This is a genomic window from Streptococcus infantis (assembly GCF_047460875.1).
GTDB classification, from domain to species: domain Bacteria; phylum Bacillota; class Bacilli; order Lactobacillales; family Streptococcaceae; genus Streptococcus; species Streptococcus infantis_AA.
Window position 1 is genome coordinate 15,594 of the sequence record NZ_JASHFI010000001.1, and the last position, 21,964, is coordinate 37,557.

Sequence of the window (21,964 nt, forward strand, 5' to 3'; positions counted from 1 at the left end):
TATATGCGAATTGGATTATTTACAGATACTTATTTCCCACAGGTTTCGGGTGTTGCAACTAGTATTCGAACCTTAAAAACAGAGCTCGAAAAGCAAGGGCATGCAGTCTTTATCTTCACGACAACTGATAAGGACGTTAATCGTTATGAAGACTGGCAGATTATTCGTATTCCTAGTGTTCCTTTCTTTGCCTTTAAAGATCGTCGTTTCGCCTATCGTGGATTTACAAAAGCTCTTGAGATAGCAAAACAATACAAGCTGGATATTATTCATACCCAAACGGAGTTTTCTCTTGGTTTATTGGGAATTTGGATTGCTCGAGAACTGATAATCCCAGTCATTCATACCTATCATACCCAGTATGAAGATTATGTCCACTATATCGCTAAGGGGATGTTGATTCGTCCAGGTATGGTTAAGTACCTTGTGAGAGGCTTCCTTCATGATGTTGATGGAGTAATTTGTCCAAGTGAAATCGTGCGAGACCTTCTATCAGATTATAAGGTCAAAGTTGAAAAGCGTGTCATTCCTACAGGTATTGAGCTTGCCAAGTTTGAACGTCCTGAAATTGGACCAGAGCACATCAGTGATCTACGAGATAAACTAGGTATTAAGAAAGACGAAAAGATGCTTCTTAGCCTTTCACGTGTTTCTTACGAGAAGAACATTCAAGCTGTTCTGGCAGCACTTCCAGATGTTCTAAAAGAAGAGCAAAATGTTAAATTAGTCATAGCTGGAGATGGTCCTTATCTGGAAAATCTCAAGGATCAAGCATCAGATTTACAGATTCAAGATTCTGTTATCTTTACTGGTATGATTGCCCCAAGTGAGACAGCGCTCTATTATAAGGCGGCTGACTTCTTTATCTCAGCTTCAACTAGTGAAACTCAAGGCTTGACCTATCTTGAAAGTCTTGCAAGTAAGACTCCGGTAATAGCTCATGGAAATCCCTATCTTGATAACCTCATCAATCATAAAATGTTTGGAACGCTTTATTATGAAGAGAGAGATCTAGCAGGGGCTATTTTAGAAGCTTTAATTGCAACTCCAAAGATGGATGAGAAACTTTTGGCTGAAAAATTGTATGAAATTTCAGCTGAAAATTTTGCTAAGAGAGTCCATGAGTTTTATTTGGATGCTATCATCTCAAACAATTTTGAAAAAGAATTAACTCGTGATGAACCGATGACACAACGGATTTTAAAGACAGTATTTTACTTGCCACAGCAGGCAGTTTCAGTTCCAGTCAAAAGTTCTAAACGAATGTTAAAAGCATCCAAGAAACAGTTGAATGATTTGAGAGATTATTGGAATGACTAAGGTCTTCGAAGAAAGGAAATGAAGAAATGAAAAAGAAATTTATGAGAAGTAGTCGAGATCAAAAAATTGGTGGGGTATGCGCTGGTTTAGCTAATTATTTTGATATTGATCCGACAATCGTACGTGTGATCTGGGGAGTTCTAGCTTTTTGTTATGGTAGTGGACTGATTGCTTACTTGATTTTATGGGCAATTGCTCCAGTTTCAGAAGAATATTAAAAATAGGGAATTATAGAAAAGGAGAAAATAATGGCATTTGGTGATAATGGAAAACGTAAAAAAACATTTTTTGAGAAATTGACACTATTCGTCGTTTTGATTATGTTGTTTGTAACCTTAGCAGGTATCTTTGCTACAGCCATCGGTGTATTTAGCAGATTCTAAGAAGCTAGAATTTCTAGCAAGTAGTAATAGTTGGTGACTTGGATTTCCCAGCCCTTTTTAAAGTGAGAAAAGAATATGAGTATGTTTTTAGATACAGCCAAGATTAAGGTCAAGGCTGGAAATGGTGGTGATGGGATGGTTGCCTTTCGCCGTGAAAAATATGTCCCTAATGGAGGACCATGGGGTGGTGACGGTGGCCGTGGTGGTAACGTTGTTTTCGTTGTAGACGAAGGTTTACGTACCTTGATGGACTTCCGTTACAATCGTCATTTCAAAGCCCAATCGGGTGAAAAAGGGATGACCAAAGGAATGCACGGACGCGGTGCAGAGGACTTGATTGTCCGAGTACCGCAAGGAACAACTGTGCGTGATGCTGAGACTGGAAAAGTTATCACTGACTTGATTGAACACGGCCAAGAGTTTATCGTTGCTCACGGTGGTCGAGGTGGTCGTGGGAATATCCGTTTTGCGACACCAAAAAATCCTGCTCCAGAGATCTCTGAGAATGGAGAACCTGGTCAGGAACGTGAGTTACAGTTAGAACTTAAAATCCTTGCGGATGTTGGTTTGGTTGGTTTCCCTTCAGTTGGTAAATCAACTCTACTCAGCGTAATTACCTCTGCAAAACCTAAAATTGGTGCCTACCACTTTACAACAATCGTTCCTAATCTTGGTATGGTCCGTACTCAATCAGGTGAGTCCTTTGCAGTGGCAGACCTCCCTGGTTTGATCGAAGGCGCTAGTCAAGGTGTGGGCTTGGGAACTCAGTTCCTTCGCCATATTGAGCGTACTCGCGTTATCCTTCACATCATCGATATGTCAGCCAGTGAAGGTCGCGATCCTTACGAAGATTATCTAGCTATTAACAAAGAGTTGGAATCTTACAACCTTCGTCTGATGGAGCGTCCCCAAATCATTGTTGCTAATAAGATGGATATGCCAGAAAGCAAAGAAAATCTTGAAGAATTCAAGAAAAAATTGGCGGCTAACTATGATGAGTTCGAGGACTTACCAGCCATCTTCCCAATTTCAGGTTTGACTAAACAAGGTTTGGCACCTTTACTAGACGCAACAGCTGAACTTCTTGATAAGACACCAGAATTTCTTCTTTATGATGAGTCAGAGATGGAAGAAGAAGTTTATTATGGCTTTGACGAAGAAGAAAAACCATTTGAAATTAGTCGTGATGATGATGCAACTTGGGTACTTTCAGGTGAAAAACTCATGAAACTCTTTAACATGACCAACTTTGATCGTGATGAGTCTGTCATGAAGTTTGCTCGTCAGTTGCGTGGTATGGGGGTTGATGAAGCTCTCCGTGCCCGTGGTGCTAAGGATGGAGATCTAGTTCGTATCGGCAAATTTGAGTTTGAGTTTGTAGACTAGGAGATAGCTATGGGAGATAAACCGATATCTTTCCGAGATGCTGATGGAAATTTTGTTTCTGCAGCAGACGTCTGGAATGAGAAGAAGTTAGAAGAACTCTTTAATCGCCTCAATCCAAATCGTGCTTTGAGACTAGCAAGAACTAAAAAGCAAGCTGAAAATAACAAATCATAAAATAAACCCGTGATGATTATCATCACGGGCTTTTGTTATCGATCAAAAAATAGAGGTGGTGCAAATTGTTTGAGGCGTTCAAAGCAAGATTGAGCTTGTTCCTTATCCTCGCAGATAACCAAACAGACATCATTGCCACAGATAGTAGCGACTATTTCAGGAAAATTTAGGGCGTCCAAGATAGACCCGAAGGATTGTGCCAAACCTGGATAGGTTTTGATGACAACCTGGTGTTGGACAGGATGCATCATGTAGAGGGCTTCCTCCATATAGACTTCTAGCCGTTTTTCCCACTTTGATGTGGAACCAGTGTTGATTACATAATAGGAGTGTTCACCTTCACGAATTTTAGAGAGGTTCATTAGATTGATGTCTCGTGAAAGCGTTGCTTGTGTGACATGGACGCCGTTTTCAATCAGTAGTTCTTGTAGTTCAGTCTGGGTATGAATCTTTTGCTTAGTGATTAGGGCTCTGATGAGCTGGTGTCTTTGTTCGGCCTTGTTCATCTACAGTTACCTCCCTTTGAAAAGGTATTTCAAGATTGGACTGTGCGAGATCGACAGTCAAGTTATAGTTTGTATTGTCACGTATAGTAATTTCAAAGTCTGTAGTATAGAGCACCAGACGTAGTGTATCGTCTTTCTGAAGTTTGTAGATAGTTGGTTGCAGTTCAAATTGGAATTCCATCCATTCATTTGGCTTAATCTCTTCAATTTTTAGCAAATCCTGACGGTTCTGAAGGTTGAGATAGCCTTTGGTGATGACGCGCTGAGCATTTGGACTAAATGGTAGCTCACAAAGATTGTCTAACATGTGATAACGGCCATTGTCTAGTGTCCGACCGGATAAGATTCCTGGATATGGTTGAAGGTATTTCTTTTGTCCCAATTCAAGGAGTTGAGCAGAGAGAAGCCCTTTATTGGTACTGGACTTGAGTCGTAGGTTAAGTTTGACACGGCCATTAAGGTGGATATTTTCAGTCACCGGTAGGTCAATCGTAATCTGGTTGACCTTGCCTTGATAGAGTTCATTATTAAAGGTTTGATAGGTTTTTCCAAAACGTTCAAAGTCTGACTCTTCATACTGGTTTTGAATAACCGCTTCATCTCTACCAAGTGGGATAATCTTACTATCAGTTTGATTTCCGAAATCATCTAGTGTCATCCATGTTTGAGAACTGGTATTATCCTGCCAGATCACCGTAGGTAGTTGATATTCAGTTTCTTGCCCCAATAATTTTTGAGTCAACAAAGCATTCATGGATTCACGGAAATCAATAGACTGCCAGTTGTTCATATAAACATGAGCACCATTATGATAGAAGAGGTGTTTTTTGATATGGCTTGGAAGAGCATTGAACATTTGATAGACATGAAGTGGTTTTACATTCCAGTCTTGTGAACCGTGTGTAAAAACAACTTCAGCCTTAACTTTTTCAGCATTGAGTAGGTAGTTTCTGTCATGCCAAAATTGGTTATAATCCCCAGTTTTACGGTCTAGATTTTTCTTGAGTTCTTCTATAGAATCTTTATGAGCCTCGTTTCCACGGATATAGTCACCAGCTAAGAGATTACGAGAATAAGTTAATTCATCTAATGAATCGAAGTCCTCCCCAGGATAGCCACCTGGGCTTGTCACAAGACCATTTTCACGATAATAGTTGTACCAAGAAGAAATACCTGCTTCGGCAATGATGACCTCTAAACCATCAACTCCTGTAGTAGCAAGGCCATTAGACATTGTTCCTAGGTAGGATAGACCAGTAGTTGCTACTTTGCCATTTGACCAGTCAGCCTTGACCTGACGTTTACGACTGTGGTCTGTGAAGGCACGACAACGACCATTGAGCCAATCAATGACATTTTTATAAGCTTCGACTTGTCGGTAGTCACCATTAGTCATCTGACCTTGAGAATCCTTGGTACCAAGACCAGATACATAGATATTGGCAAATCCTCTTGGAAGGAAGTAGTCGTTAAGTGTGTAACTACTATTGATATGAGTGAGCTTTTCTTCAGCATCAGCAACAAGATCTGCTTCGCCAACTGCATCAACAAAACTAATCCTTGGTTCATTTAAGCTAATCTCGTGCGGTTCTTTAACGGCTAATTCCCTTTCCATCTTGTAAAGGGCTTTATCGCTAGCCTTATCATTGGTTCCTTGATGGTAAGGACTTGCCGTCATAACAGATGGGATCTTCCCATTGTATGCTGGACGAATAATGTTTACCTTAATGAGGTCAGGCAGACCATCATTATCAGAATCAATACGACTTTCCACATAAACAACTTCCCGAATAGCATTGTTTGCAGAAAAGGTTGCCAAACTCTTGCCATTGAAGTAGTGGTAATCATTGTCCTCAGGGATAAGACCATCGCTAACCAATTGATCGATCAAGGTATTTCCCTTTTTAGTGCGCGTGTTAAGGAGTTGATAGAGATTGTCAATCAAGTCTCCAAATACGATAGGAAAGGCTGTTTCTTGATGAAAGGTTTGACCATCTTCAAAGTCTGTCAAGTAACTGAAACCAAGCAATTGAAAGGCAACAGTATAGAAAATTTCTGCAGTTAATTTACGATCAGAGTTGAAGAAAGTGAGCAGATCAGTTTCTTTATCAACCGCTAAAGTTGAGAGGGGATAATCCGTATTTTTGTAATTGAAAAAACAAGTTCTAACAAAAGCTTCAAACAGTTCTTTATCAGAATTTGATTGGTCAAGCTTGAATCCAAGGTTGGATAATTCCTGTAAAGCTTTTTGCTGGCTTACAGGATAGTAACTGAATTGATTAAAACGCATAGATGCCTCCTTTGAAGAATCATTCTAAATTTATTATATCAAAAAAGCTGGGAAAATGATAGAAACAGCTGGACTGGAAAGGCTAAATTGCTATTATTCTACAGTATTTTAACAAGCCCTATCTTGATTTTTTGAGTATCATTAAAGCTTATGCTATACTAGAAATATGTTAGATTTGGAAAAATATGGTGTGACCATGTGGGAAGAGGACAAGATTCTCTCTTTCCGTCAAAAATTATTAGCTTGGTATGACGAAAACAAGCGGGATTTACCTTGGAGACGAAGCAAGAATCCTTATCATATCTGGGTATCTGAAATTATGTTGCAGCAGACTCGAGTTGATACCGTCATTCCCTATTATGAACGTTTTTTAGACTGGTTTCCGACTGTTGAGAGCTTAGCAAATGCTCCTGAGGAACGCTTACTAAAAGCCTGGGAAGGACTTGGCTATTATTCTCGTGTCCGCAATATGCAAACAGCCGCTCAACAGATTATGAGTGAATTTGAAGGCAAGTTTCCGTCAACTTATGCAGGTATTTCAAGCTTAAAAGGGATTGGTCCTTATACAGCTGGTGCAATTTCTAGTATTGCCTTTAATATTCCGCAGCCTGCAGTAGACGGCAATGTTATGCGTGTTTTGGCTCGTTTGTTTGAAGTCAATCATGATATTGGAAATCCTAGCAATCGCAAGATTTTTCAAGCAATGATGGAAGTTCTGATAGATCCAGAGCGTCCAGGTGATTTCAATCAGGCTTTGATGGATTTAGGTTCAGATATTGAGGCTCCTGTCAATCCAAGACCTCAAGAGAGTCCAGTTAAGGACTTCAGTGCTGCTTATCAACATGGGACTATGGATCGCTATCCTATCAAGGCGCCAAAGAAAAAGCCAATTCCTATTTATCTAAAGGCTCTTGTGGTGCAAAATAGTCAGGGGCAGTTTCTATTAGAGAAGAATGAGAGTGAAAAACTCTTGGCTGGATTTTGGCATTTTCCCTTGATTGAAGTTGATGAATTCTCAGACCAAGCTCAAGACTTGGACCTTTTCAGTCAAGTTGCTGAACCAATTCTAGAACTGGGACCATCTCCACAGGAAAGTTTTGAACAAGACTATGATTTAGAAGTTGATTGGCATGACCTACGATTTGAAGAGGTCAAACATGTTTTTAGCCATCGTAAATGGCATATCCAGATAATTGCAGGACAAGTTACTGAGACACAGGAATATGCTGATAGAGAAGTCCTTTGGTTAAGTCCAGAAGAATTTATCAATTATCCTCTAGCCAAACCCCAGCAAAAAATCTGGCAAGCCTATTTGAAAAGAAGCCACTAGCATCGGTCTTTCGTGTTTTCTTTACATTTTTTTGGTATAATGAGATAAGGAAAAAGGTGACTAAATGAAAAAAATACTTATTGTAGATGATGAAAAACCCATCTCAGATATTATTAAATTCAATATGACCAAGGAAGGTTATGAAGTTGTAACTGCTTTTAATGGTCGTGAAGCACTTGAACAATTTGAAGCTGAGCAACCAGATATTATTATCTTGGACTTGATGCTTCCTGAGATTGATGGACTTGAAGTTGCTAAAACCATTCGTAAGACAAGTAGTGTCCCTATTATCATGCTTTCGGCTAAAGACAGCGAGTTTGATAAGGTTATTGGTCTTGAACTTGGGGCGGATGACTATGTGACTAAGCCCTTTTCAAATCGTGAACTCCAAGCACGTGTTAAGGCCTTACTTCGCCGTACGGAGCTAGCTTCTGCCGATAACCAAGAGCCTGAAACGAAATTACAAAGTCTGCAAATCGGTGACTTGGAGATTCTCCCAGATGCTTATGTTGCTAAGAAATACGGAGAGGAGCTAGAGTTGACTCACCGTGAGTTTGAGCTCTTGTATCATCTAGCGTCCCATATTGGTCAAGTGATCACCCGTGAGCACCTCCTTGAAACTGTTTGGGGTTATGACTACTTTGGGGATGTCCGTACAGTAGACGTAACCATTAGACGCTTGCGTGAGAAAATTGAAGATACACCAAGTAGACCTGAATACATCCTAACTCGTCGTGGAGTGGGATATTACATGAGAAATAATGATTGAAGTAATTAAACAAACAATTTTGACGAGTGACTTTATCTTTATCCTCATCCTAATTGGTTTTATTATGCTGGTGACTTTTCTCTTACTGGAAAGTCGTCGCGATAATATTCGCCTTAGACAGCTAAATCAGAAGATCAAGGATTTGATTGCTGGTGATTATTCTCAGGTTTTGGATATGCAGGGAAGTTCAGAGATTACTAATATCACCAACAATCTTAATGATTTGTCTGAAGTAATCCGTCTGACTCATGAAAATCTCGAACAAGAGAGTAAAAGGTTGCATAGTATCTTGTCCTATATGACTGACGGAGTACTTGCGACCAATCGTCGTGGTCAGATCACCATGATCAATGATATGGCCAAGAGACAACTAGGCATTGAAAGTGACGATGCTCTTAATCAAAATATCTTAGAGTTACTCAAAATTGAAGAAGAGTATGAACTGAGAGATCTCATTACCCAAAGTCCTGAATTGATGATTTATTCCCAAAATGTAAATGGGGAATATATTAGTTTGCGTGTACGCTTTGCCTTGATTCGGAGGGAGTCTGGCTTTATCTCTGGTCTAGTAGCAGTCTTACATGATACGACTGAACAAGAGAAAGAAGAGCGTGAGAGAAGGCTTTTCGTTTCCAACGTTAGTCATGAATTGCGTACACCTTTGACCAGTGTAAAATCCTACCTTGAGGCCTTGGATGAGGGAGCCCTAACAGAACCAGTTGCTCCAGATTTTATCAAGGTTTCTCTGGATGAAACCAACCGTATGATGCGGATGGTGACGGACCTCTTGCACCTCTCACGGATTGATAATGAGACCAGTCACTTGGATGTTGAGTTGATTAACTTTACTGCCTTTATCACTTTTATTCTCAATCGTTTTGATAAGATGAAAAGTCAGGATGAGGAGAAGAAGTACGAGTTGGTGAGAGATTATCCGATTAACTCTGTTTGGATTGAGATTGATACGGATAAGATGACCCAGGTGATTGACAATATCCTGAATAATGCTATCAAGTATTCACCAGATGGTGGAAAAATCACTGTAAGCATGAAGACTACAGATGATCAGATGATTTTATCAATTTCGGACCAAGGGCTTGGGATTCCTAAAGAAGATCTACCAAAGATTTTTGACCGTTTTTATCGTGTTGACAAGGCAAGAAGTCGTGCTCAGGGTGGAACAGGACTAGGATTGGCTATCGCCAAGGAAATCATCAAGCAACATAAGGGCTTTATCTGGGCCAAGAGTGAATATGGCAAGGGCTCTACTTTTACCATCGTACTTCCATACGATAAAGATGCCGTGAAAGAAGAGATTTGGGAGGATGAACTAGAAGACTAGAATGAGTGATATCGGTTTTAAATACAGTATTTTAGCATCGGGTTCCAGTGGAAATTCATTTTACTTGGAAACACCAAAAAAGAAAATTTTAGTAGATGCGGGACTTTCTGGCAAAAAAATTACAAGCCTTTTGAGTGAAATCAATCGTAAACCAGAGGATTTGGATGCTATCTTGATAACCCATGAGCATTCAGACCATATCCACGGTGTGGGCGTCCTGGCTCGTAAGTACGGCATGGATCTTTACGCTAATGAAAAGACTTGGCAAGCCATGGAAAATAGTAAGTATCTTGGTAAGGTTGACTCGTCGCAAAAGCATATTTTTGAGATGGGTAAAACCAAAACCTTTGGCGACATCGATATCGAGAGCTTCGGTGTGAGTCATGATGCAGTGGCGCCCCAGTTTTATCGTTTTATGAAGGATGATAAGAGCTTTGTTATGCTGACGGATACGGGCTATGTTAGTGACCGTATGGCTGGCATTGTCCAGAATGCAGATGGCTATCTGATCGAGTCAAATCATGATGTGGAAATCCTGCGAGCAGGTTCTTACGCATGGCGACTCAAACAACGCATCCTGTCTGACCTTGGTCACCTATCAAATGAAGATGGAGCAGACGCCATGATTCGCACACTAGGTAATCGTACCAAGAAGATTTACCTAGGACATCTATCTAAAGAGAATAATATCAAGGAGCTAGCCCACATGACAATGGTCAATCAGTTAGCTCAAGCAGATCTAGGAGTAGGGGTGGATTTTCAAGTTTACGATACGTCTCCTGACACTGCAACACCACTAACAGACATATAAAAAAGAAGGCAGACACCTTCTTTTTTATATATTTTTACAAGCCAGCAAATTCTTTGATTTCTTGAGCTGACATTGAAGAGTCGCAACGGACATTGATTTGTCCATTTGCAACATGGACGAATCCAGGTACAGTAGGGATTTCATAGCGTGAGCGGAAGTCTTGTAAAGCTTCAAGTTGACTTGGTTCTTCGCTATTGATGAAGTAGATGTGCGCTTTGGTTTCAGCTACTACACCAGCCAATGTACCAGCAAATTTACGGCAGTAAGGACAAGTTTTGCGTCCGATAAAGAAAGTTGCAGTTTCTTGCTTGTCAAGTGCTTCTTGAGCACGCGCTACAGTTGTAACTTCAAGATCTTTGATGTTTTCTAAAAATTGTTCCATGAGATTACCTCGCTTTCATTGATATGTCTAGTATGCCATAAAGTTTCTAAAATTGCTCAGTTTTGATACGCGAATAGATGGTGGTGCAGAAAGCAGTAGACTAAGTCTGATTTTCTAGTCCTATATTCCTGTATCTTTAAAGATATAGTAACTAAAGTTCTGGTCAAAAGAGATAGAAGAAGACATAAATTACGGTCAGTTTTTACTTTATCATCAAAAATAAAGGTCAGGATTTTTCCCGACCTTTAAATAGTTGATTATTTTACAAAGGCATTGATTTCTGCTTCGATGTTAGCAATCTTAGCTTGTGAATCTTCGTTACTTTCACCAACAACTGCAATGTAGAACTTGATTTTTGGTTCAGTACCTGAAGGGCGAACTGCGATCCAAGAACCATCAGCAAGTGTGTATTTCAAGACATCACTTGGAGGAGTAGTCAAGGCTGTTACAGTACCATCAGCGGCAGTAGAAGTTTGTGCTTTGAAGTCTTCTACGACAGTGATTTCTGTTGCGTTCCATTCTTTTGGACCATTTTCACGGAATTTAGCCATAATTGCTTTGATTTGCTCAGCACCGTCAACACCAGAAAGAGTAACAGAGATTGTCTTTTCAGCATAGTAGCCGTACTCTTTGTAGATTTCTTCGATACCATCAGCAAGAGTCAATCCACGAGAGCGGTAGTAGGCAGCAAGTTCAGCAACGACAAGAACAGCTTGGATAGCATCTTTATCACGCACGAATGGTTTAATCAAGTAACCGAAGCTTTCTTCAAATCCCATCATGTAAGTGTGATTGTGTTTTTCTTCGAATTCTTGGATTTTTTCAGCGATAAATTTGAAACCAGTCAAGACGTTGAACATAGTTGAGCCGTAGCTTTCAGCAATCTTCGTTACCAAGTCAGTTGATACGATAGATTTACATAGGGCTGCATTTTCAGGAAGAGTTCCAGCGTTTTTGTGGGCTTCCAAGATGTATTTTGCCATGATGGCACCGATTTGGTTCCCTGAAAGGTTAAGGTAGCTACCATCTTTTTGAAGAACTTCAACACCAACACGGTCAGCGTCTGGGTCAGTTGCCACAAGAACATCTGCACCAACTTGGCGACCAAGTTCTTCTGCAAGTGCAAAGGCTGCTTGACTTTCTGGGTTCGGAGATTTAACAGTTGAGAAGTCTGGGTCTGGAGTAGCTTGAGCTTCAACAACTTGAACAGAATCAAATCCTGCTTGAGCAAGAGCACGACGAGCTAACATTTCACCAGTACCATGAAGTGGAGTGTAGACAATCTTCATGTCTTTACCAAATTCTTCAATCAAGGCAGGGTTGATGTTAACGTCTTTTACTTCTTTGAGGTACTCAGTGTCAATTGCGTCACCAATAACTTCAATCAAACCAGATGCTTTTTCAGCTTCTACATCAGCAACTTCAACTGCAAATGGATTTTCGATAGCACGGATATAAGTTGTCAAAGCATCCGCATCGTGTGGAGGCATTTGACCGCCGTCTTCACCGTAAACCTTGTATCCATTGAACGGAGCTGGGTTGTGGCTAGCAGTAATCATGATACCTGCAAAGCAGTTGAGGTGACGAACGGCAAATGAAAGTTCAGGAGTTGGACGAAGACTTTCAAAAACATAAGATTTAATACCGTGTTTAGCAAGAACTGCTGCAGATTCAAAGGCAAATTCTGGAGAGAAGTGACGGCTATCATAAGCGATGGCTACACCACGTTCTTTTTCATTTCCACCTTTTGACTCAATCAAACGAGCCAAACCTTCAGTTGCTTGACGAACAACGTAGATATTAATGCGGTTAGTTCCAGCACCAATCAATCCACGCATACCTGCAGTACCAAACTCAAGATTTGTATAGAATGCGTCTTCCTTAGTTTTTTCGTCCATATTTTCCAAATCATGACGAAGATAGTCTGGAAGTTCTGCGAAATCAACCCATTTTTGGTAGTTTTCTTGGTAAGCCATAGGAAATCTCCTTTAATATATAATCTAATCGCCTTCATTATACCACGATTTGAAGTTTTAGTAAAACGTTAGCATAAGTTTCTGAAAAAGTTATGAAATATACCTAAACCACAAGTCTTGAACGGCTTATCGAAACATGCTATACTAACTGTATGATTATTTTACAAGCTAATAAAATTGAGCGTTCTTTTGCAGGAGAGGTTCTTTTTGATAATATAAACCTACAAGTAGATGAAAGAGACCGCATTGCCCTCGTTGGGAAAAACGGTGCTGGGAAGTCTACATTACTCAAGATATTGGTTGGAGAAGAGGAGCCAACCACTGGTGAAATCAATAAGAAAAAAGATATTTCCCTCTCTTATCTAGCACAGGATAGTCGCTTTGAGTCTGAAAATACTATTTACGATGAAATGCTACATGTATTTGATGACTTGCGTCGGACTGAAAGACAACTTCGACAGATGGAGTTGGAAATGGGGGAAAAAACTGGGGCAGAATTAGACAAACTTATGTCTGACTATGATCGCCTATCAGAGAATTTCCGTCAGGCTGGAGGCTTTACCTATGAAGCCGATATTCGTTCTATCTTAAATGGGTTTAAGTTTGATGAGTCCATGTGGCAGATGCGAATCGCTGAGCTTTCCGGTGGTCAAAATACCCGTTTAGCCCTTGCCAAAATGCTTCTTGAAAAGCCTAATCTCTTGGTTTTGGACGAGCCGACTAACCACCTAGATATTGAAACTATTGCCTGGTTAGAAAACTATTTGGTCAACTACAGTGGTGCCTTGATTATCGTCAGCCATGACCGTTATTTCCTCGATAAGGTTGCGACCATAACACTCGACTTAACCAAACATTCTTTAGATAGATATGTAGGAAACTACTCAAGTTTTGTGGAGCAGAAGGAGCAGAAGCTCGCAACTGAAGCCAAAAACTACGAAAAGCAGCAGAAGGAAATTGCTGCCTTAGAAGACTTTGTTAACCGAAATCTTGTTCGAGCATCGACAACCAAACGTGCCCAATCTCGACGCAAACAATTAGAAAAAATGGAGCGTTTGGACAAGCCTGAAGCTGGGAAAAAGTCAGCTAATATGACCTTCCATTCTGACAGGGTATCTGGTAATGTCGTTTTGACAGTTGAAAATGCTGCTATTGGCTATGATGGTGAAATCTTATCAGAGCCAATCAACCTTGATCTTCGTAAGATGAATGCCATTGCTATAGTTGGTCCTAACGGTATTGGAAAATCAACCTTTATAAAATCCATTGTGGACCAGATCCCCTTTATTAAGGGTGAAAAGCGCTTTGGTGCTAATGTTGAGATTGGTTACTATGACCAGACTCAGAGCAAACTAACACCGAGTAATACAGTCTTAGACGAGCTCTGGAATGATTTCAAGCTGACTCCTGAACTAGAAATTCGTAATCGCCTAGGTGCCTTCCTATTCTCAGGTGATGATGTTAAAAAATCAGTTGGCATGCTGTCAGGTGGAGAGAAAGCTCGATTGCTCCTAGCTAAACTTTCCATGGAAAACAATAACTTCTTGATTCTGGATGAGCCGACCAACCACTTGGACATTGATAGCAAGGAAGTTCTGGAAAATGCATTGATCGACTTTGATGGAACTCTTCTCTTTGTCAGTCACGACCGTTATTTCATCAACCGTGTTGCCACTCATGTGCTGGAATTATCTGAGAATGGATCAACACTTTATCTTGGTGATTATGACTATTATGTTGATAAAAAAGCAGAGCTAGCAGCTAGCCAAGCAGAAGAAGCGGCAGCTGTTGACCAAGAAAAAGAAGTTTCACCAGTTAATGACTACCAAGCCCAAAAGGAAAGTCAAAAAGAACTGCGTAAATTGATGAGACAAATCGAAAGTCTTGAGACAGAAATAGAAGAATTGGAAACGCAAGCCCAAGCTATCTCTGAACAAATGCATACAACCAATGATGCAGATGAACTCATGCAATTACAAGCAGAACTGGATAAAATTAGCCATCGTCAAGAAGAAGCAATTCTTGAGTGGGAAGAATTATCGGAGCAGGTGTAAGATGGAAAATCTTGGAAAAGTTTTTCGTGAATTTCGAATCAGTAAGAATTACTCTCTAAAAGAAGCTGCAGGAGAGGCCTGTTCAACCTCCCAATTATCTCGCTTTGAATTAGGGGAGTCTGATCTGGCTGCTTCACATTTCTTTGAAATATTAGATAATATTCACGTGACGATTGAAAATTTTATGGATAAGGCCAGAAATTTTCAACATCATGAGCATGTCAGCTTGATGGCTCAGATTATTCCACTTTACTACTCAAATGATATTGCAGGTTTTCAAAAGCTTCAAAAAGAACAACTTGAAAAGGCTAAGAGTTCGACCAATCCCCTCTATTTTGAGCTGAACTGGATTTTATTACAAGGTCTGATTTGTCAAAGAGATGATAGCTTTAGTATGAAGCAAAGTGCGTTGGATAAGGTGGCAGATTATCTTTTTCAAACAGATGAATGGACCATGTATGAGTTGATTCTATTTGGTAATCTCTATAGCTTCTATGATGTTGACTATGTTGCTCGACTTGGTAGAGAAGTGATGGAGAGGGAAGAATTTTATCAAGAAATTGGTCGCCATAGAAAACTGGTCTTGATTTTAGCCCTTAATTGTTAGCAGCACTGTTTAGAGCATCTTTCTTTTGAAAATGCAAGCTATTTTGAGACTTATACAGAGAAGATTATTGGTAAAGGGATCAAACTGTATGAGCGTAATATTTTCCATTATCTAAAAGGCTTTTCCTTGTACCAAAAAGGACAGTGTAAAGAAGGCTGTAAGCAGATGAAAGAGGCCATGCGTATTTTTGACCTACTAGGTCTTCCAGAGCAAGTAGCCTACTATCAGGAACACTACGAGAAATTTGTCAAAGATTAATTTTCCCAAATATGGGAAAAATGAGAAACTCCTCCAAGTTTTGATACAATAGTTTCAAAATTTGAGAGGAGTTTTTATGAATCGATACACAGTACAGTTAATTAGTCGTGGAGCTATAAACAAGATAGGAAATATGCTCTATGATTATGGAAACAGTGTTTGGTTGGCATCAATGGGAACGATAGGACAGACCGTTTTAGGAATTTATCAGATTTCTGAACTCGTCACATCCATTCTAGTCAATCCCTTTGGTGGAGTTATATCAGACCGATTTTCTCGTCGCAAGATTTTGATGACAACAGACTTGGTTTGTGGGATTCTCTGTCTACTTATTTCTTTTATAAGAAATGATAGCTTGATGATTGGCGCTTTGATTTTTGCTAATATTGTTCAGGCAGTTGCCTTTGCATTTTCTCGAACTGCCAATAAAGCTATTATCACAGAAGTTGTAGAAAAAGACGAGATAGTGACCTACAATTCACGCTTAGAGTTAGTTTTGCAGGTTGTTGGTGTTAGTTCTCCTGTGCTTTCTTTTCTTGTTTTACAATTTGCAAGTCTTCATATGACGCTCTTACTAGATGCACTGACTTTTTTCATTGCTTTTGCTCTAGTTGCTTTACTTCCAAAAGAAGAACCAAAGGTTCAAGAGCAGAGGAGTTTCACCGGGAAAGATATTTTTGCGGATATCAAAGATGGCTTGCACTATATCATGCATCAAAAAGAAATTTTCTTTCTCTTGTTAGTGGCTTCCAGCGTTAATTTCTTTTTTGCGGCCTTTGAATTTTTGCTCCCTTTTTCAAATAAACTCTATGGGGTAGACGGTGCTTATGCGACTATCTTAACCATGGGTGCAATTGGCTCAATCATAGGAGCATTGATTGCAAATAAATTTAAATCGAGCATGAATACACTTTTATTCTTATTGATCCTCACAGGAGTAGGAGTTTTCATGATGGGCTTACCACTGCCAAATTTTCTAACTTTTTCAGGAAACCTGGTTTGTGAACTCTTTATGACGATTTTTAATATTCACTTCTTTACTCAGGTACAAACCAAGGTTGACGGAGACTATCTGGGGAGGGTATTGAGCACCATTTTTACACTGGCGATTCTCTTTATGCCAATTGCGAAAGGGTTAATGACCTTTCTACCAAGTGTGCACTTAGCTTCCTTTTTAATTATCGGACTTGGAGTTATTTTACTTTCGTTGGTATCAATGATCTATATTCAAAGACAAGGGTAACACAGAAAAAAAGCAACGGCACCGTTGCTTTTTTGTTTTCATCTATCCACCCTGAGGGAATCGAACCCCCATCTCAAGAACCGGAATCTTACGTGATATCCATTACACTAAGGGTGGAAACTTTAATTATTATATCAAAAAAGAGAGCTGAACTCAAGTTTTTTCTAAGCTCAGTAAAAGGAGAATAAAAAAGGATTCAGTATTGAACCGAATCCTTTATATGATTATTTTTTCTCAAGAAGAGCTTTGATTTCTTGAAGTACTTCCAATTCAGTTGGACCAGCAGGTGCTTCTTCAGCAACTTCTTCTTTTTTAGTAAGGCTTTGAGCTTTTTCCATAGCTTTAATCACAAAGAATAGAACAGTACCAACTACAAGGAAGTTGATAACAGCACTCAAGAATTTACCATATGTAACACCATTCCATGCAAGTTCAGCGATGTTTTGTACTTTCGCAGCTTCCAAGGCTGGGTTCAATAGAAGCGGAGTGATGATATCATTAACAAATGAAGTTACGATAGCACCAAATGCTGAAGCGATAATCACACCGACAGCAAGGTCCACGACGTTACCACGGAGCAAAAATTCTTTAAGATCTTTTAACATTTTCTTTTTCCTTTCGAAATTTTACAGTCTACATTATATCTTAATCCTAATGTGAATGCAAGTAATATGCTCAGTGTTTTTTAAAAACAAAAACTTTACTGAAGATGTAATTGAGGACTATGATAGTAACTTGTGCAAAAATAGTCTCAATTGTATTGATAGTATTGAGATTATCACCTACAAACTGACCGATAATATGGGGAAAACTCGTCACAAAAATAAAGGTCAGAAGCAGGTCTAAGAGGAAGGTAATGAATCTTGCGGTCGTAAATTTTATCAGACGCTTGAACCAATTTTTTCGTTTCTGTTTAAAAACAATGGTATCGTTGGTGAAAAAAGCAAACAAAATTCCAGTTATATTTCCCAGAGCAGTCGCCAATAATTCTTGTTGGCAAAGGTAAAAAATCGTGATACGAACAATGATAGAAACAAGTGTAGTTGCAAGCCCGAAAAATAAGTAGGAGAGGATTTCATTGTCGAAAAATTTTTTTATGGATATTTTCATAAAAACAGTATAGCATAAAGGAGATAAATGTGCTATACTTGTAAGGTTGACTTGCTCAACCCTTGGTGCTTAGCTTCTTTCACCAAGCATATTTTACGCGAGTTAATCGCTAAAGGAGAAAACATGAAAAAACTAACTATCCGTGATATGGCAGATATTGCCATTGTCGCAGCAATTTATGTGGTTTTGACAATCACACCACCCCTTAATGCCATCAGTTACGGTGCTTATCAGTTCCGTATTTCTGAAATGATGAACTTCTTAGCCTTTTACAATCCTAAGTATATCATCGGTGTTACTCTTGGATGTATGATTGCTAATTTCTTCAGTTTTGGAATTATTGATGTCGCTGTTGGAGGCGGTTCTACACTGGTATTCCTTAGCCTGGGAGTATGGTTGTTCAGCAAATACAGCAAAGACTATCTTTTTAATGGATTGATTCGAAAAGATCATTTCTTCTTTTCAATTCTATTTTCAATTTCGATGATTACCATTGCTGCAGAATTGAACATCGTAGCAGAAGCACCTTTCTTCTTAACTTGGTTTACAACTGCTATCGGAGAATTCGCTTCCTTGATTGTTGGTGCTATTCTTATCGGAAAAATCGGTAAACGTCTTGATTTGACTAGATAATGAAATCACATCAAATATTCATGAAAAGGGCTGAACTTTTGTTCAGTTTTTTTCTTTGTCCATGAACCTAGAAGCTCAACAAAAGTGGTATAATAAAGAAAAAAGGAATTATTTTAATATGTATAGTTATCGTGTTTCAGATTTTGAAATCCTTTGGGAAAATCAGGTCATTAGATTTTTGTTAATTTTTTTAGCACTATTTTATTTCTATCTTTTTTTCCAAAGAGTTAAGACATCCTTAAAAAGTGGTGGGAGTATGTTGGATCCTTTTCATATTGCAAAGGGAAGATTATACATTCACACGATTATTCTTTTTAGAAAAAGGATTGTTCCTCTAGCTGAAATTAGACAGATTGATATTGATTACATTCGAGGGAGAAAAATGAATGGGGACAGGTATCATCTGTATTTTACAAGGAAAGATGGAAAATCTTTTACTTTTCATTTTGGAAAAAGCAAAAGAAACGAGGAGTTAGTGAAAAATCTTGCCAATGTGGCCAAGAAGTGCCATATTAAAATCTATTATTATTATTAAGAGTCGATTGCTAAAATTGAATTGTTGTCACTTGTGACAGTTGTGACAGTTGTCAAAGCTAGGAGAGTAGCTAATATGAATCAACTACAAGTAATAAGAGAAGATAAACAACTAAGAATTTTATTGATGCAAGAATGCGATATTCTCTTTTATGACCAGTTGAAAGAGGTTGAATTTTCTCAGAACAATGAAGTTTATTCTCTTTCGCCCATAGCCTTTGCTAAAGACGGTAGTGGGGGAGAATATGTAATTCTTGAGGATGAGAGTATCGGCTTTATAGGGAGTGAAGGCCAAGTTGGGAGAGTGGCAGAAAGCCTTGATGACCTGCTTACCTTCTTACTTCATGCTGGTTCTATCTCAGACTTCTCCTGTCGTTTGCTCTATCAAAACAAGCATTTGTTGGAAAAATTCAGTCAGGGATTTATCGACAAAGCACGAGAAAATTATCAGTCAAAAGGTGAAGATTGGGATAAAGTGAGAACTGGACTTGCACAAAAGTTGGGATTTGAATTTGATCCAGAAAAACTACAAGAGTTAGCCTTAAAATTTTATCAATCAGCCATAAGAACCCCGCGATTCACTTGTAAATATGGTCATGCTGAGGATGAATATGTTTGTGATTCTATTTTGTCCGATATTATCGGCTTGTGGGTTTCAGAGCTTGTTGGAATGAGTAGGGAAGAAATGATGAACTTTGGCAACTAATAACTAGATGGTAATGATTTTTCGCTGTAGCTTGGGTATGGATTTCTAAAAAAGATGATGGAAAAATAAGGTCTGAAATTAATTTAAAAAAAGAAAAAATCCCTATTTCCTTAAAGTTTTTTATGTTATAATAGTAACAGAAAAATTTTTAGGAGTTTATATGAGTTCTTCAGAATTTATTTCAAAGATTGATTATTATTGCCATAAGAAAGAAAGTCTATTTGACAAAAGTAAGTTCAAATATGCCATTCGTTCCATGTTAGCAGGTGCTTTTTTAACCTTTAGTACAGCCGCTGGGGCTATCGGTGCTGATCTACTCAATAGCATCATTCCTAGTGCTGGCTATTTTCTTTTTCCATTTGTGTTTGCTTGGGGACTGGTTTACATTGTATTTTTAAATGCTGAATTGGTCACATCAAACATGATGTACCTGACAGCTGGAACATTCTTGAAGAAGATTGACTGGAAGAAAGCCTTTATTATCTTACTTTATTGTGCCTTTTTCAACTTAGTTGGAGCCATCTTAGCAGGTTGGTGTTTTGCTAATTCATCGGCTTTTTCACATTTGACTCACGATAGTTACTTACCAAAGATTGTAGCCAAGAAGTTGGCACGACCTAGTGAGTTGGTCTTGTTGGAAGGGATTTTGGCAAATATGTTTGTAAATATTGCCATTCTATCTTCTATTTTGGTTAAGGATAGCAATGCCAAACTCTGGATTATCTTGTCAGCTATTTCTATGTTTGTTTTCTTGTCAAACGAGCATATTGCAGCCAACTTTTCATCCTTTAGCATTATTAAATTCAGCATTGTTTCTGACCAAATTGCTAACTTTGACATTCCAAATATCCTACGCCATTGGGGAGTTACCTTTATCGCCAACTTGATTGGTGGAGGATTATTGATAGGCTTACCATACGCTTTTTTAAATAAAGACGAAGAGACTTACGTTGATTAGATCTGAGTATTTTATATTGGCTAATAGAAGAAGAGAGAATCATTGCGATTCTCTTTTTATTTAGAATTAAATGCAGTCATTACTGGCTAAAAAGATAAATCTGATTATTACTTCAGAAATTTATTATTACCTTAATCTATAAAACATATTAAATAATTTAGTATACAAAACTAAAACCTAACTAAAATGATAATTATAAAACAAAAAAATAAGTGTATAGAATAAGGATGGAAAGGATTTCTAAAATTAGTAAAAATTTAAAGTTTAGTCTTAGGAAAGCCTTCCCATAATTTCAATTTTATGTTATAATATTCACAAATAAAAGTTTTAGGAGTTTATATGGTTTCTTCAGAATTTATCTCAAAAATTGAGTTTGCTTGTAAGAAAAAGGAAAGTCTTTACAGTCAAAGTAAATTCAAGTATGCTATCCGTTCAATGTTTGCTGGTGCATTCTTAACATTTAGTACAGCAGCTGGTGCAGTTGGAGCTGATTTGATTAATAAGATTGCTCCTGGTAGTGGACGTTTCCTCTTCCCATTTGTTTTCGCTTGGGGATTGGCTTACATTGTCTTCTTGAATGCTGAGTTAGTAACGTCTAACATGATGTTCTTGACAGCTGGTAGCTTTTTGAAAAAAATTAGCTGGAGAAAAACAGCTGAAATTCTTCTATACTGTACACTCTTTAATTTGATCGGTGCTCTTATAGCAGGTTGGGGATTCGCCCATTCAGCAGCTTATGCAAACCTTACCCATGATAGCTTTATTTCTGGAGTTGTGGAAATGAAGTTGGGCCGTTCAAATGAACTTGTCTTGCTTGAAGCTATCTTAGCTAATGTCTTTGTAAATATTGCGATTCTTTCATTCGTTTTAGTTAAGGATGGTGGAGCAAAACTTTGGTTGGTTCTTTCAGCCATCTACATGTTTGTATTCTTAACAAACGAGCACATCGCCGCAAACTTTGCATCATTTGCTATTGTGAAATTCAGTGTTGCTGCTGATTCAATCGCAAACTTCGGTATTGGAAATATTCTTCGTCACTGGGGTGTAACCTTTATTGGTAACTTTATCGGCGGTGGTCTACTCATGGGATTACCTTACGCCTTCCTTAACAAAAATGAAGACACATATGTAGATTAAAAGTTGGATTGATTCCAACTTTTTCTTTTTGTTTATCCATGCTATAATGAATGTA

Annotated in this window: 22 protein-coding genes, 1 tRNA gene, 1 pseudogene and 1 riboswitch; of the genes and pseudogenes, 17 read left to right on the top strand and 7 right to left on the bottom strand. The window is 38.6% G+C overall.

What is annotated here, in order from left to right:
- Positions 1 to 3: 3 nt before the first annotated feature.
- The 5 genes from QM887_RS00070 to QM887_RS00090 all read left to right on the top strand — a co-directional run bounded on the left by QM887_RS00070 (position 4) and on the right by QM887_RS00090 (position 3,263).
- Positions 4 to 1,320 (top strand): glycosyltransferase family 4 protein, encoded by a 1,317-nt coding sequence (locus tag QM887_RS00070; RefSeq protein WP_414269974.1) that lies wholly within the window; start codon positions 4 to 6, stop codon positions 1,318 to 1,320.
- Positions 1,321 to 1,346: 26 nt separating this feature from the next.
- Positions 1,347 to 1,538 (top strand): PspC domain-containing protein, encoded by a 192-nt coding sequence (locus tag QM887_RS00075; RefSeq protein WP_075229473.1) that lies wholly within the window; start codon positions 1,347 to 1,349, stop codon positions 1,536 to 1,538.
- A gap of 30 nt (positions 1,539 to 1,568) precedes the next feature.
- Positions 1,569 to 1,703, top strand: a complete 135-nt coding sequence (locus tag QM887_RS00080; protein WP_049548929.1) for a DUF4044 domain-containing protein — start codon at positions 1,569 to 1,571, stop codon at positions 1,701 to 1,703.
- A 75-nt stretch (positions 1,704 to 1,778) separates the two neighbouring features.
- A complete protein-coding gene (gene obgE / locus QM887_RS00085; protein ID WP_414269975.1) occupies positions 1,779 to 3,089 on the top strand; it encodes a GTPase ObgE in 1,311 nt (436 codons plus the stop codon).
- Positions 3,090 to 3,098: 9 nt separating this feature from the next.
- A complete protein-coding gene (locus QM887_RS00090; RefSeq protein WP_049502767.1) occupies positions 3,099 to 3,263 on the top strand; it encodes a hypothetical protein in 165 nt (54 codons plus the stop codon).
- A gap of 35 nt (positions 3,264 to 3,298) precedes the next feature.
- On the opposite strand, the gene QM887_RS00095 is transcribed toward QM887_RS00090, so the two are convergent.
- Together QM887_RS00095 and QM887_RS00100 are read right to left on the bottom strand one after the other, a co-directional pair.
- Entirely contained in the window at positions 3,299 to 3,769 is a 471-nt protein-coding gene (locus QM887_RS00095) for an arginine repressor (protein ID WP_414269976.1), read from the bottom strand.
- Positions 3,720 to 6,059 carry a Xaa-Pro dipeptidyl-peptidase gene (locus tag QM887_RS00100; RefSeq protein ID WP_414269977.1) on the bottom strand — a complete coding sequence of 780 codons (2,340 nt, stop codon included), beginning with the start codon at positions 6,057 to 6,059 and terminating at the stop codon, positions 3,720 to 3,722. Before QM887_RS00100 ends, QM887_RS00095 begins: the two co-directional genes overlap by 50 nt.
- A gap of 166 nt (positions 6,060 to 6,225) precedes the next feature.
- On the opposite strand from QM887_RS00100, the gene mutY reads away from it, so the two are divergent.
- The 4 genes from mutY to QM887_RS00120 all read left to right on the top strand — a co-directional run bounded on the left by mutY (position 6,226) and on the right by QM887_RS00120 (position 10,311).
- Positions 6,226 to 7,389, top strand: coding sequence for an A/G-specific adenine glycosylase (gene mutY, locus QM887_RS00105; RefSeq protein ID WP_414269978.1), 1,164 nt, complete (start codon positions 6,226 to 6,228; stop codon positions 7,387 to 7,389).
- Between the two features lie 64 nt (positions 7,390 to 7,453).
- A complete protein-coding gene (gene yycF, locus QM887_RS00110; protein ID WP_075226880.1) occupies positions 7,454 to 8,158 on the top strand; it encodes a response regulator YycF in 705 nt (234 codons plus the stop codon).
- Positions 8,151 to 9,500, top strand: coding sequence for a cell wall metabolism sensor histidine kinase VicK (vicK, locus tag QM887_RS00115; RefSeq protein ID WP_414269979.1), 1,350 nt, complete (start codon positions 8,151 to 8,153; stop codon positions 9,498 to 9,500). The genes yycF and vicK overlap by 8 nt, the downstream gene beginning before the upstream one ends.
- A 1-nt stretch (position 9,501) precedes the next feature.
- Positions 9,502 to 10,311, top strand: a complete 810-nt coding sequence (locus QM887_RS00120; protein ID WP_414269980.1) for an MBL fold metallo-hydrolase — start codon at positions 9,502 to 9,504, stop codon at positions 10,309 to 10,311.
- Positions 10,312 to 10,345: 34 nt separating this feature from the next.
- On the opposite strand, the gene QM887_RS00125 is transcribed toward QM887_RS00120, so the two are convergent.
- Positions 10,346 to 10,693 (bottom strand): thiol reductase thioredoxin, encoded by a 348-nt coding sequence (locus tag QM887_RS00125; protein WP_049508487.1) that lies wholly within the window; start codon positions 10,691 to 10,693, stop codon positions 10,346 to 10,348.
- A 257-nt stretch (positions 10,694 to 10,950) separates the two neighbouring features.
- Positions 10,951 to 12,669, bottom strand: coding sequence for a phospho-sugar mutase (locus tag QM887_RS00130; protein WP_414269981.1), 1,719 nt, complete (start codon positions 12,667 to 12,669; stop codon positions 10,951 to 10,953).
- A gap of 152 nt (positions 12,670 to 12,821) precedes the next feature.
- On the opposite strand from QM887_RS00130, the gene QM887_RS00135 reads away from it, so the two are divergent.
- The 3 genes and pseudogenes from QM887_RS00135 (at position 12,822) to QM887_RS00145 (ending at position 16,831) form a co-directional block, all read left to right on the top strand.
- The gene (locus tag QM887_RS00135) at positions 12,822 to 14,723 is read left to right on the top strand and encodes an ABC-F family ATP-binding cassette domain-containing protein (RefSeq protein WP_414269982.1); all 1,902 of its coding nucleotides are present in this window, start codon (positions 12,822 to 12,824) and stop codon (positions 14,721 to 14,723) included.
- A gap of 1 nt (position 14,724) precedes the next feature.
- Positions 14,725 to 15,588: pseudogene (locus QM887_RS00140) on the top strand (XRE/MutR family transcriptional regulator).
- Between the two features lie 76 nt (positions 15,589 to 15,664).
- The gene (locus QM887_RS00145) at positions 15,665 to 16,831 is read left to right on the top strand and encodes an MFS transporter (RefSeq protein WP_414269983.1); all 1,167 of its coding nucleotides are present in this window, start codon (positions 15,665 to 15,667) and stop codon (positions 16,829 to 16,831) included.
- Positions 16,832 to 16,876: 45 nt separating this feature from the next.
- Here the strand turns inward: QM887_RS00145 and QM887_RS00150 are convergent.
- From QM887_RS00150 to QM887_RS00160, 3 genes are all read right to left on the bottom strand, one after another.
- A tRNA-Arg gene (locus QM887_RS00150) sits at positions 16,877 to 16,948 on the bottom strand.
- Between the two features lie 107 nt (positions 16,949 to 17,055).
- Positions 17,056 to 17,436 carry a large conductance mechanosensitive channel protein MscL gene (mscL, locus tag QM887_RS00155; protein ID WP_414269984.1) on the bottom strand — a complete coding sequence of 127 codons (381 nt, stop codon included), beginning with the start codon at positions 17,434 to 17,436 and terminating at the stop codon, positions 17,056 to 17,058.
- 70 nt (positions 17,437 to 17,506) lie between these two features.
- Positions 17,507 to 17,941 (bottom strand): GtrA family protein, encoded by a 435-nt coding sequence (locus QM887_RS00160; RefSeq protein ID WP_414269985.1) that lies wholly within the window; start codon positions 17,939 to 17,941, stop codon positions 17,507 to 17,509.
- A 28-nt stretch (positions 17,942 to 17,969) separates the two neighbouring features.
- Positions 17,970 to 18,067: riboswitch (PreQ1 riboswitch) on the top strand.
- Between QM887_RS00160 and QM887_RS00165 the strand changes: the two genes are divergently transcribed.
- The 5 genes from QM887_RS00165 (at position 18,065) to QM887_RS00185 (ending at position 21,909) form a co-directional block, all read left to right on the top strand.
- Positions 18,065 to 18,574, top strand: coding sequence for a QueT transporter family protein (locus tag QM887_RS00165; RefSeq protein ID WP_049529495.1), 510 nt, complete (start codon positions 18,065 to 18,067; stop codon positions 18,572 to 18,574). It overlaps the preceding riboswitch by 3 nt.
- Positions 18,575 to 18,692: 118 nt before the next feature.
- On the top strand, positions 18,693 to 19,109 hold the full coding sequence (locus QM887_RS00170; protein WP_414269986.1) for a hypothetical protein: 417 nt from the start codon (positions 18,693 to 18,695) through the stop codon (positions 19,107 to 19,109).
- A gap of 75 nt (positions 19,110 to 19,184) precedes the next feature.
- On the top strand, positions 19,185 to 19,814 hold the full coding sequence (locus QM887_RS00175; protein WP_414269987.1) for a hypothetical protein: 630 nt from the start codon (positions 19,185 to 19,187) through the stop codon (positions 19,812 to 19,814).
- Positions 19,815 to 19,974: 160 nt separating this feature from the next.
- On the top strand, positions 19,975 to 20,772 hold the full coding sequence (locus QM887_RS00180) for a formate/nitrite transporter family protein (protein WP_414269988.1): 798 nt from the start codon (positions 19,975 to 19,977) through the stop codon (positions 20,770 to 20,772).
- Positions 20,773 to 21,111: 339 nt separating this feature from the next.
- Positions 21,112 to 21,909 (top strand): formate/nitrite transporter family protein, encoded by a 798-nt coding sequence (locus QM887_RS00185; protein WP_000254784.1) that lies wholly within the window; start codon positions 21,112 to 21,114, stop codon positions 21,907 to 21,909.
- Positions 21,910 to 21,964 lie beyond the last annotated feature (55 nt).